9 protein-coding genes and 3 pseudogenes are annotated in these 12,505 nt (G+C 39.4%); 7 read left to right on the forward strand and 5 right to left on the reverse strand.

The annotated features are described in order from the left end of the window. Positions 1-91: 91 nt before the first annotated feature. Complete coding sequence (locus B6K83_RS11600; RefSeq protein ID WP_085285088.1) at positions 92-1,672, forward strand: FAD-binding oxidoreductase; 1,581 nt, start codon at positions 92-94, stop codon at positions 1,670-1,672. Positions 1,673-1,800: 128 nt separating this feature from the next. On the opposite strand, the gene B6K83_RS11605 is transcribed toward B6K83_RS11600, so the two are convergent. The 5 genes from B6K83_RS11605 to B6K83_RS11625 all read right to left on the reverse strand — a co-directional run bounded on the left by B6K83_RS11605 (position 1,801) and on the right by B6K83_RS11625 (position 7,111). Next, entirely contained in the window at positions 1,801-2,970 is a 1,170-nt protein-coding gene (locus B6K83_RS11605; protein ID WP_085285089.1) for a Bcr/CflA family efflux MFS transporter, read from the reverse strand. 5 nt (positions 2,971-2,975) lie between these two features. Beyond that, positions 2,976-4,220, reverse strand: a complete 1,245-nt coding sequence (locus B6K83_RS11610) for an MFS transporter (protein WP_085285090.1) — start codon at positions 4,218-4,220, stop codon at positions 2,976-2,978. A 299-nt stretch (positions 4,221-4,519) separates the two neighbouring features. Then, on the reverse strand, positions 4,520-4,735 hold the full coding sequence (locus tag B6K83_RS11615; protein ID WP_085285091.1) for a hypothetical protein: 216 nt from the start codon (positions 4,733-4,735) through the stop codon (positions 4,520-4,522). Between the two features lie 4 nt (positions 4,736-4,739). Further along, positions 4,740-6,251 (reverse strand): FAD-dependent oxidoreductase, encoded by a 1,512-nt coding sequence (locus B6K83_RS11620; RefSeq protein WP_085285092.1) that lies wholly within the window; start codon positions 6,249-6,251, stop codon positions 4,740-4,742. Positions 6,252-6,280: 29 nt separating this feature from the next. Continuing rightward, positions 6,281-7,111 (reverse strand): DUF1838 family protein, encoded by an 831-nt coding sequence (locus tag B6K83_RS11625; RefSeq protein WP_158088347.1) that lies wholly within the window; start codon positions 7,109-7,111, stop codon positions 6,281-6,283. A 1,069-nt stretch (positions 7,112-8,180) separates the two neighbouring features. Here B6K83_RS11625 and B6K83_RS11635 point away from each other — a divergent pair. The 6 genes and pseudogenes from B6K83_RS11635 to B6K83_RS11660 all read left to right on the forward strand — a co-directional run. Continuing rightward, complete coding sequence (locus B6K83_RS11635; protein ID WP_085285095.1) at positions 8,181-8,846, forward strand: isochorismatase family protein; 666 nt, start codon at positions 8,181-8,183, stop codon at positions 8,844-8,846. 212 nt (positions 8,847-9,058) lie between these two features. Next, positions 9,059-9,931, forward strand: coding sequence for a polysaccharide deacetylase family protein (locus B6K83_RS11640; protein ID WP_233143979.1), 873 nt, complete (start codon positions 9,059-9,061; stop codon positions 9,929-9,931). Next, a complete protein-coding gene (locus B6K83_RS11645; RefSeq protein ID WP_085285097.1) occupies positions 9,931-10,860 on the forward strand; it encodes a polysaccharide deacetylase family protein in 930 nt (309 codons plus the stop codon). The genes B6K83_RS11640 and B6K83_RS11645 overlap by 1 nt, the downstream gene beginning before the upstream one ends. A gap of 232 nt (positions 10,861-11,092) precedes the next feature. After that, positions 11,093-11,985 (forward strand): annotated as a pseudogene (locus tag B6K83_RS18660) (IS3 family transposase); the annotation flags it as partial. A 50-nt stretch (positions 11,986-12,035) separates the two neighbouring features. Next, positions 12,036-12,224, forward strand: a pseudogene (locus B6K83_RS18665) (DDE-type integrase/transposase/recombinase); the annotation flags it as partial. A 30-nt stretch (positions 12,225-12,254) separates the two neighbouring features. Next, positions 12,255-12,502, forward strand: a pseudogene (locus tag B6K83_RS11660) (IS3 family transposase); the annotation flags it as partial. Positions 12,503-12,505: the final 3 nt, after the last annotated feature.

The following is a 12,505-nucleotide window of genomic DNA, read 5'->3' on the forward strand; positions in this document are numbered from 1 at the left end:
ATAACTAGATGGATTATATATTACAGAATTTAAGCTATTCGCTTGCTTGGCTTATCAGCATTTAGATTCAATAATTTAAGAGTTAAAACTTATGCAATTACTTAGTAAAAATGAACTATCAAATCAACTAATAGAAATTTTGGACGCTAATGAAGTTAAAACAGATCAACTATCATGCGTTTTATACTCACAAGATGTCTATACAAAAGATAAGTCTAGCGCAATGGTCATTCAGCCAAGCTCAACAGAAAAACTTGCTGAGGCAGTATTAACGATTACTCAAGCTGGATACTCTGTCGTTGCTCGGGGTGGCGGTATGTCTTACACTCGGGGATATGTACCCGATGAAGAACACTCCGTTATTATAGATATGTCGGCATTAAATAGCGTGATTGAAGTTAATACTAAAGATATGTATGTCACCGTTGAGTGTGGCTGTAGCTGGGAAAAACTTTATCAAACTTTAAAAGACTATAATTTAAGAACCCCTTTTTGGGGGACATTATCTGGCCGCTTTGCCACAGTTGGTGGTAGCTTATCGCAAAATGGTATTTTCTGGGGATCTGCACAACATGGTTTTGCGGTTGATTCTGTTTTATCTTTAGAAGTTATCTTAAGTGATGGTAAAACAATTAATACTGGCTCGGCAGCGAAACAAGAAACCAAACCCTTTACTCGCCATTTCGGACCTGATCTGACGGGCTTATTTTGTAATGACAGCGCAGCACTAGGCATCAAAACGAAAGCAACTATCCGATTAATTCCAGAAGCTTTACACAAAGGCTCAACATCCATCAGCTTCACCGAGTTTAATCATCAAGCGGAATTAATGAGCGAAGTCGCTCGACAAGGCTTAGCCAGTGAGTGCTTTGGCTTCGATCCTTTTTTACAAGCTCAGCGCTTACAACGAGAAAGTTTGGGCAAAGATATTAAGTCATTATTCGGTGTTATGAAAGCCGCGGGTAGTGTTGGCAAAGCGTTAAAAGCAGGATCAAAAATTGCACTTGCGGGTCGAGACTTTATTGAGAGTGAATGTTGGTCTGTACACTTTATGGTTGAAGACTGGACTGAGCAAGGTGTCGAACTAAAACTAAATAGAATTAACCAGCTGGCAAAAGACTTACAAGGTACAGTCGTTGAAAATACTATTCCTAAAGTGCTGAGCGCTAATCCATTCGGCCCGGTGAATAATATGGTTGGTCCTAAAGGAGAGCGATGGGTCCCTGTTCACGCCTTAGTTCCCCATTCAAGCGCCCAAGAAGCGTATAATGCTACCGAAGCGGTTTTTAAAAAGCATGCAGATGCTATCGCCAAACACAACATTGGCATTGGTTATTTATTAGCGACTGTTTCAAGTACCGTATTTGTCTTGGAGCCAGTATTTTTCTGGCCTGATGAGTTAAACGAATTACATAAATCAGCCGTTGAACCCGCACACCTAAAACGCTTACCTGGTTTTAGTGCCAACCCTGCTGCTAGCGAAGCTTTATCGGCAATTAGAGCTGACTTAATGGCGACCTATGCAGACTCTGGCTATGTTCATATGCAATTAGGTAAAACCTACAAATTTAAAGAGGTCGTTGATAAGGAAAATTATCAGTTACTATCCGATATTAAAAACATGCTAGATGCTAATAATCGCTTAAACCCTGGTTGTTTAGGATTTAATTAACTTGTAGCCAATCTTTTAGTCAAGTTAATAAAGCGGCATAAAGCCGCTTTATTTTTAATAATATATAACAACTCAATTAGCAGATAATATGACGCTATTTATCTTTCCTACTTAATTATCTTTCCTAACTAATCTAATACCTTAGAACGAGTCAGTATAATAACAACTAACGAAGCAAGCATTAAAGTGGTAAAAGCCAATGGGGTATCATTATGCAACACTAGCAGTAAGGGCCCCGCTAATGCCCCTGAGCCAAACCTTAATGCGCCAATACTTGCCGCCGCACTGCCACCATGCTCTTTAAAGTTCATAAGCACTAAAGCATCTGAATTAGTAGAAATAAATGATAACGAACTCATCATAAGCCCCAGTAACAGCACGGTATAAATAAATGCTAAGTTATACCAAGTCACAAGGCATAATAGTGCGCCGATAATAAGTCCAAAGAACATACCAAATCTCAGCATTCTAACCGCCCCAAATCGCACGGAAAGCTGACTGTTAATGATATTTGCTAAAATAACAAAGGACACATTAAACGCGAAATAAAATGGGAAATCTTGAACACTAACAGCATAGTAATCTAAGTAAACAAACGGGATTGCTGTGATATAACAAAAAAAGGCAAATGAAGATAACATGCTGGAAATTAAAAATGGCCGGGCTATGCGGTGGGAAAATATCAGCCGATAACCTGCTAATAAGTCTCTTTTTCGTCGGCGTTTTATCTGTACTGGATCATTCGGTAAAAAGCAGATCACAAGTATCATCATTACCATCGCGTATGTGCCTAAGAATATAAAAATAGCTTGCCAAGTGTATGCTTGTAGCAACATGCTCCCTATGCCTGGTGCCAATAATGGCGCAATCATCATGATCAATGAAAGATACGACATACCTTTAGCGGTATTTTTATTGTAAATTTGTTGTACGACTCCGGGAATAACAACCGAAAAGAAAGCGCCAAAAAAAGCTTGTAGGCTGCGAAATATTAAAAATGATTCAATATTTTCTGCCATGGTTAATGCGTAGCTCGCAAAGCTAAAACCTAATAAACCTATGCAAGCTAAACGCCGACGGCCTATCAGGTCCGCTAAAGGACCCGCAATAATTTGTGAAATAGCATAGCCAAGTAAAAAAATACTAATTGATTGCTGTACATGACTCAGATCTGAGCCCAGCTCTGCTGCAATTTGGGGTATTGCAGGTAAGTACATGTCAATAGCTAGAGGGGTGGTAGCAATAATAGCAGCCAATAAAAATATCAGTTTATTGGCTGCTAACGAAGTTTTTCCCATTGCTGTTATACGTGCTTTTTAACTTGGCTGATTAATATTAATGCAATAGTACAAAGTACGCCGAATATTATAAATGCATACTGGTAACTGCCATAGACATCAAAAATAACCCCAGTTAAATAGATACCTAAACCACCACCTAAGGCATCTAGAATCGTAATCGTGCCTAATATCTTACCTGATGCTTTTAAACCAAAGTTATTGATGGCGTTGAGCTGTAATAAGGTATAAAAGCCGCCCCAAGCAAAACCAATCAACACTATACTGTACATAACCGTCGCCGAAGAGCTCGTGATCAGCGCTAACAAACCAATGAGCAGCATGATGATATTGGCATACAAAAGCCTATTACCTTCATACCTATCGGCAAATAAACCGAATAAAAACTTACCAACTAAAGCCGGAATAAACAGCATAGTGAGCCCTACCGATGCAGATTGAATATCAAAACCCAAATCTTGCAAGTGCAAAACTAAATTAGCCTGAAGCCCCATTAAGGTATAAAAAGTACACATAGCAATAAAGGTTATGGCCCAAAAGGAACGGGTTCTAATGGCATCTTTGTACTCTAAACCATGATTAGACAAATCTTCTTGATGCTGAGTAGAGTAGCCTTCCGTGCCGTACGGCTTTAAGCCAATGACAGAGGGTTTGCTTCGCACTAATATGATAGTTATGGCGAGTAATATAAATGGGATCACAGAAGCATATTGAAAGCCTTCTCTCCAAGACAAGCCAATACTTAGCCAATAACCAAATAGTGGAGCTAACGCAGCCCCACCTAAAGATGTGCCTAAAATGGCAATACCAATGGCGGTTCCCCGATGCTTCACAAACCAGTTTGAAACTAAAATAACACCGACGTTAAGGCCACAGCACACCATAACAATAGATAGAAAGGTATGCAGAATATAAATATGGTTTAAATTTTCAACATGTCCATAGGCAAAATAACTCGGTATTAAAATTAAGCAGCCAACGATCATGAGTGCCCTTACTCCCACTTTGTCTATTAAAATACCAAAGAGGGGAGCAAGGATCCCAATACCAATTAAGGTAATAAGTTCACGTAATTTTAACTCGCCTCGACTCCATTCGGGAAAGTCAGCTAATATTGCACTGTCAAAGGCAGTTATACCGGTAAAAACCATGCCGTTTGAAACCATTAAGCTAAGCATCGCAATAAATACAATTGTCCAGTGCATTATTCTACTAGCCGTTTTTTTGGGTACTTCTGATACTGTTTCCATACATCTCCTCAGTGTATTTTAATAATATCTTTTATCTATAGTTATAGACTGAATAGCGGATTACCTAATTGATATTTATCAACGAGTAAATGATCTAATTAAATCTATCATATAAAAATTACAACCACCAACCAAAGCATTCTAACCATTTGTTTTATATTAATAAAAAACACCGCCAAATATAATTGGCACCAATACACCCGACTATGGATAACTAATATAGTCGGGTGAATTGATAGTTATTAAGGATAAAAACTCAGAGCGGCTATGCTATTTCTCAAATGAAATGAAGGGCCAATCTACTGTGCTTTATTTTTTGAAAAAATTGCTTTAAACAACATTTTTAAAATGCTTATTTTAAAACACATTTTAAAAATTTGTATCGCTTCTGATGCCGTGATAGTGGTTTCACACGGCATAGTACCGGCAAAACCATGTAAGACCACTGTATCATCAAGCGCTTCAGCTTTTTCTATACGTACACCCATTTTCATTGCGACCGTTTTAACTTGCATAACTTTACCCTTTATCCCAATTTTCTTTATTTGCTGCATTTTTACCGGCAGCACGACCAGAAATCATAGCTTCAGTTAAGTAACTGCCATTTTGATACAAGTTTGAAAACATTGAACCTAACTCACCTGCCTCATAAAGTCGGGGAATAGGCTGCCCTGCTGGGTTTAATACTTCAGATTCAATATTGCGGCGACCGCCACCACCAGTACAAACAACCGCTGGTACTATTTTTACCGCATAAAACGGTGCCTTAATAATGGGCTGTAATGTTATCGCTTCTCGTTCAAAATCACTGTCTTTACCAGCTTCACATGAATCATTATAACGTTGCACCTCAGCACTAACCTCACTAGGGTCACGACCGATCAATTCAGCAAGCTCCTCAATACTGTCGGCTTTGCTAATTATTCCTTGTTCTATTTCCACTTGGTTATCATCACTCCAATCAAGATTTTCTGCGGCGATATTCCAAGTAAAAGCTTTAAGTGCTAAGCAATTATATTCACGCGTTGTCTCATCAAAAATCATATGGATCGGGCCCGCGTTAATATGTGGCGTATCAACCCAATGGTTATGTTTCTTTTCTTTATAATGTGTTAACTGAAGTTCAGCCGTTTCATTGTAAAAACGTTTATTATCCGCAGCAATTTCAATCCAACTGTAGCTTTGCCAAAAAGGATTGCGTAAAAATACGGTTTGGTAACCAGGAACTTGTAATCCCGGCCAAATACCACCTGATTGACCTTTATTTCGCATATGCCACATATCCGCACCGGCTTTTTGCAAAATATGGATACCATCACCCGTATTAGCAGGATTACCTAATGGAAAAATATCTTGATAGCCGCAGTAGTTACGTTGCATTTCGAGGTTAGCTTCATAGCCACCAACCGCCATCACTACACCTCGATTAGCTTTAATCCGCTTTAGCTCGCCATTTTGTTCAATGACGGCGCCAAACACTTCAAGGGTATCTGGATCTTGAATCAAATCTTTCACCGGTGACTCATATAATACATCCACCGCTCGGTTATCTACGTTCTTCTTAAATGCCAACCAAACACCGGCCGGGATAGGTAATATAGTCGCGGTGTAGGTAACCGCATCGGCAGCACCTAGCTCTGGAAATTCTAATACGGCGTCACGATCGGTAAACCCTGTACCTTTGATATACTGTGAGCCGGCTTCTTCTGCACGTGCTTGTATCCAAGGCTCAAGCTGTGACATACGTATCGCCCATTCATCTAACATTTCTTCAGGAATCGGGTTAGCTGTACTCATTGACTTTTGATAGGCTTTTAAGGCTGTTGGATTCTTTGCAATTAACAAAGATTGCCCCGCTGCTCGAGAGTTGCCACCAGCATATTTTTCTGGATTTTTTTCACAAATTGTTACTTTAACATCGGGATCTGCATCAAGCGCTTCAATAGCAGCACTCGCTCCCGCTAAACCAAAACCTAAAATCAAAACATCCGTTTCGATATCCCACTTTTCAACTGATAATAGACTTGCCATTGGAACTCTCCCCAATAAATGGTGTTAAATTATTTACATTTTGACTTTAAATTGCCCGCTTTCTTTTGCTTTAAATAGTAAGTCCAGCTAGTTTCATTAGGTTGATAGAAGCTATTAGGGGCATCGGCAAATTTAGGATAATGCTTTAAGGTATATGCTTTTAATTGACTCGAAAGCTCGTTAAACGAATGGTACTTTCTGCCATGGCCACTATAAATTAAATACCCAGGCGTCTGGCCTAACTCCATCCAAGGCAACCAGGGTCCCGTTCTAGCCCATGAATAATGCGTATCGGTAGAGGTGGTTGTCGCTTTTTCTAAATCATCGGTACCCGCAAAGAAAATAAAGTGTTCAGAAGCGACGTAGTTTTCGCCGGTTGATTCTTCAGGGTGTTCTTTCGGCGGTAGGGGGTTAGGATACTTTAACGGCACATCCCAACGTAACACCGAGACATCTCCCATCACATCGAAGTTTGTAAAAGCCGCGAAAGGATTATTTTTATCTTTACTAGGTAAAGGAAAAATATTACTTACAGGGTCGTTTGCCACATCGAGAATACATACGGTTTCCTCCGTAATAGGGTTATGCCATTGGTTAATAATTTCCCCTGATTTCAAATCAACATAATATGATACTTCCCGAGTCACCCATTCATAACTGCCATCTTCTTTTGCTATCATACGCCCCGCATTAAAACCAATGGTACGTAAAATGGGTTTCGGTTTTTCGCCCGGTAATACCATCAATATGGTTGCATCCCAATCTTTAAACACTGCGCTACCATCTAAATTACCTACCACTCTTAACATTGCCTTATAAGCATCCTCAGAGTCTGATAAATCTAATTTATTCCCCTGCACGGCATGAACATTTAACGAACATATTGAGAAAGAAGCGAGAAATATTAATTGTTTGAACTTCATGGTATTTCCTTACTATCAAATTACATGTGAGTATCTTTTATTATCTGCTGAGATATTATTTTCATAATATGTCTGGACAAATTCTAGAAATGATTATGACTTAATTTAAAGATAAAAAAACAAAACCGGTTGATATTTGTCAAGAGACGCTGTTTTTTTATTTTTCTCTTGAAAAAGGTGTTATGCGTTTAAGCGAGGCACGGATATAACTATTTAGAGCGCAAGCGTCGTGTGAAATAATTGCATTTGAGTAAAGGTTTATAAAACAAGGTTAGCGCTAGGTCTTTTTGTTTCAACACATACAAGGGCGTGTTGAACTTGCGTGATTGAATTTTGTTCGAATTGAACGTGATTTGATCGCGGCACTCGGCATGAAGTTTGGTTATGCCCAATAAATAACGCGTAACAAAGAGGAAATCACGCTCAAATGAATCCATTGGACAGCGTTTGTTTGGCATTTTTTTCCTACGTTTTCGCCTGTGCGAGTAGCATAACTACACGTTACAGGCTCAGCCTTGTATAAAGACCAAACAAACGGCTGTAAAAATAGTCCTGAAAGAGCAACACGCCCTAATGATCCTCTATGGCTTCTCGCCCCTTTAAACAACATAACGAACCGTGCGCAAATTGTAAAAAGGTCCTGTTATACCCTATGGCATGTGAACAGAGGTATGCGAACAGAGCTTTGCAGCTGCCCAAACGTAGCCAGCGTCATTTAACCGCTAACCAACAACGATAATTGCACTTAACTTACCTCGTTATTAGTCTTTTACGCCTTTTTTGACATGCTTTTGCGCACCAACATGCCGCAGCCTAGCCGCATAAATAATTCAGGTAAAAAGATGACAATTTTGTTGAAGTTGCTCTTTAAATGTTTAAGAATGAATGTGCTTATTCAAACACCCTGCCGACACCTAACTAATCGTTTACCTGATAAAACTTGCTCTATTGTTAAAAAATGTTAGAGCAATGCCCTTGATAAAAATCAAATAGGTGGATGGTTACGATGGAAACAACAAATAAAACAGCAAAAGAAATCTACTTCGAGGTAAAAAACAACCCAGCCAGAAAACGCTTTGGTTTCGGTGAAAAAGCAATATTAGTTAATATTGATCCTCAAAAAGCTTATACAGAAGTCGGTACATACAACACAGCCTATGAAACCGACCCCCGCCAAATGGAATATATTAATACCTTAGCGAAAAAGTTTAGGTCATTAAATTGGCCCGTGGTTTGGACGCATGTTGCCTATATGGACTCAGCGGAAGATGCAGGTGTATGGGGCACAAGAACGAATACTCCAGACTCTTTGCAGAATATAAAATTTAATTCTCCGCGCAGTGAATTCGACGATCGCCTAGAAATCGATGCGGTAAACGATGTCATTTATTTAAAAAAAATGCCTTCTGCTTTTTTTGAAACCCAGCTGCAATCATTAATGGTTTGGCACAAAGTTGATACGGTTATTTTAACCGGCGGCTCCACCTCGGGTTGCATTAGATCTACTGCGGTTGATTCTCTCTCGCGCGGCTATCGTACCATAGTGCCTGAAGAGTGTGTTGCCGATAAACACGAAAGTTATCATTACGCGAACTTAACTGACATGTCTTTAAAGTATGCTGATGTCGTCGAATTAAAAGAAGTGTTTGATTGGCTATCACAACAGAAATAACGCATTATTTTTTACCTTAAAACGACATTTTACATATCGTCAGAAGATGACATTTGTCATCTTCTCGGGTAAAAAAAAATAGTAGTGTTCCTGTAAATATCATGAATAACATTAAATAGACAGTGAGAACTTTTATGAAAAGCGATCCCGAATATTATGATTATTGGCCGTACCATAATAGGCCTAAAATCCGCTGGCCCGATGGAAAAAAGATGGCATTTTGGGTTGCACCCAATATTGAATTTTACGAATTAAATCCCCCGGTAAACCCAAACAGAAAAGCGTGGCCTCAGCCAAACCCTGCCAATCAGGGCTATAGTATCAGAGACTATGGCAATCGTGTCGGCCATATTCGGCAAATGGAATTACTCGATAAATATGGTATTCGAGGTTCAATTTCTTTATCGACTGCCCTTTGTGAACATCACCCCGAAATCATTCAAATGTGTAAAGAACGCAATTGGGAGTTTTTTAGCCATGGTATCTACAATACTCGATATACCTATGGCATGTCTGAGCAGCAAGAGCGAGAAATGATTAAAGACTCAATGGAGACCATCTTTAAACATACAGGTCAAAAGTGTGCTGGGTATTTAGCGCCAGCACTTTCTCACTCTGAACGAACCCTAGATTTATTCGCTGAAGTAGGTACTGAACTATTCGGTAATGAAGGTGGTATTTATACTTGCGATCTTTTTCACGACGACCAACCAACACCGATTCATTTACGCAGTAAGAAAAAGTTTGTTTCAGTGCCATATTCATTAGAAATGAATGACACGATAGCTTTTGCAGTCAATAAAATGGAGCCTCGTCGTTACGGTAAAATGTTACAAGAAAACTTTGATCGACTTTACCAAGAAGCAGACGAGTCAGGCACGATTATGTGCATTCCGACCCATAACTACCAAGTTTCCTGTCCTCATCGCATGAAGGCTTATGAACAAGCACTTGATTATATTACGAGCCATGACGATGTTTGGGTAACCACAGGTCGAGAAATTGCCGAATATTATATCCAACATTATTACGACAGTTCCGTTGCTGATATAAAACAAAAGCAGATAAAGTTTGGAGGTAGATAATGGCGTTAGATAAAGAGCATTTACAATATCCGCAGCGATCTTACGGCATGGATCACAACCGCTACGAATGGCAAATGTTAGCCCAACAACAAGCCATCGTTTGGCCTGAAAACAAAAAGTTAGCCTTGTGGATCAACGTGCCCTTGCAGTTTTTTCCTTTAGACCAAAAGGGCATACCATTTAAAGTTCCTGGTGGCATGACTATGCCCTACCCTGATTTACGTCATTATAGTTTAAGGGATTATGGTAATCGCGTTGGCATATATCGTTTATTAAAAGCATTCGATAAATATAAGGTTACCCCAACATTTGCTATGAATAGCGAGCTAGCGAAAAGAACGCCCTATCTGCTTGATGTGATAAAAGAGCGTCAGGATGAAGTTATCTGTCACGGTATGCATATGGATGCGTTACATTATGGTGGACAAAATATTCAAGAAGAAACAGCACTTGTAGCAGAATCGCTCGATACATTACGTCATTTAACCAAACAAAACATTACCGGTTGGTTAAGCCCTGCCCGTAATGAAAGCGAAAATACCCCTGAGTTACTCGCATCTAATGGTATTAAATATTTTTGTGACTGGGTAAATGATGATATGCCTTATCAATTTAACACCCAAAACGGGCCTCTTTGGGCGATGCCATTATCAAATGAGTTAGAAGATAAGTTTATCATCATGGACAACTTACATAGTGAAGACTCGTATGTAGAACAAATTTGCGACGCTTGTGATTTTTTATCTGAAGAAGCAACAACGCAAGGTGGAAGAATACTTGCCCTTAATATCCACCCGTGGATGTTAGGACAACCTCACCGCATTGCAAAGCTAGAAAAAGTACTCGAATATGTAACCGCGCAAAATATCTGGTCTGCCTCAGCAAGTGAAATATTAAATTGCTTCACTGCACAGCAAAGCACTAAATAAGCGAAAAATTATATGCCAGCTACCGGCCCATTTCGATGGGCTGGCCTAGCTATTTATCACCTTTAGATATTATCACTGACTCTAGTTGCTAAAGCGTTATTCGCTAAAATTTCACTGAAGTGCTACGCCTATTTACCGTTTTACATGTAAACTCGCGAGAGATAAGTGATCTGATTAAATAGAACCGCACACTTTTATGAAGGATAATTAATCCATTAATAAAGGTGTGAAAATGACGCAAAGAAGAAAACCAAGAAATTATACAGATGAGTTCAGAGAAGAAGCAGTAAAACTGGTCACTGAACAAGGCTATACCGTAACAGAAGCTGCTAAATCTTTAGGTATTACAACTAAGCTTCTTTATAACTGGAAAGATAAATTAGCCAAGCAAGCTTCAGGCGAAGCATTAAGCAAAGATGAAAGAGCAGAGCTGGTTAAGCTGAGAAAAGAAAATAAACGCTTATTGATGGAGCGTGAAATTTTAAAAAAGGCCAGTGCCTTCTTTGCGAAAGAAATGAAGTAAAGTTCGAGTTTATAAAAGAGCAACAATGGCGCTTCCCGATAAATGCGCTATGCGAGGTTTTAAACGTTAGTCGCTCTGCTTATTACGCATGGCTTAAACGGCCAGCGAAAATCATTAGTCTTGATGAGCTAATGCTTTATCGCCGCATGAAAAGGTTGTTTGATGATAGCCGAAGTAGTGCTGGTGCTAGAACCTTGATGAAGTTGCTACGCAAGGAAGGCTTTAAAATTGGTATTTTCCGAGTAAAAACCTTGATGAAAAAGCTAGGCTTAGTCGTTAAGCAACGAGTTGCTTATAAAATAACGACAATGCGAAAACATAGTCATGCGGTTGCCAATAATTTATTAAAGCGTAACTTTAATCCAGCTAGTGCAAATCAAGCGTGGGCTGGTGATATTACTTATTTAAGAACGCACCAAGGCTGGATGTATTTAGCCGTCGTAATGGATTTGCACTCTCGTCGTATTATCGGTTGGGCATTGAGTAAGCGTATGACGGTTGATTTAACAATGAGAGCAATTCAAATGGCAATTAATCTTCGCCAACCAAAAGCGGGATTAATCTTCCATAGCGATAGAGGCTCTCAATATACCAGCAAACNTGGGCATTGAGTAAGCGTATGACGGTTGATTTAACAATGAGAGCAATTCAAATGGCAATTAATCTTCGCCAACCAAAAGCGGGATTAATCTTCCATAGCGATAGAGGCTCTCAATATACCAGCAAACGTTACCAAGCGTTGTTATGGGCTAATCGAATCATGTCATCAATGAGTGGCCGTGGCGCTTGTTTGGATAATGCAGTAGTTGAAAGGTTCTTCGGTAGCTTGAAAAATGAATGGCTNATACCAGCAAACGTTACCAAGCGTTGTTATGGGCTAATCGAATCATGTCATCAATGAGTGGCCGTGGCGCTTGTTTGGATAATGCAGTAGTTGAAAGGTTCTTCGGTAGCTTGAAAAATGAATGGCTATTAAATGTTTACCACTTAACCAGAGAAAGCATGAAATTCGATGTTGAAGAATACATCAAATACTATAACTCAGTTAGGTTACATACGAGCTTAAACGATATGTCGCCAATTGAATTTGAAAGTGTAAGGAAAAAGTGTGCGGCCTAGCTT

This window comes from Colwellia chukchiensis, assembly GCF_002104455.1.
GTDB classification, from domain to species: domain Bacteria; phylum Pseudomonadota; class Gammaproteobacteria; order Enterobacterales; family Alteromonadaceae; genus Cognaticolwellia; species Cognaticolwellia chukchiensis.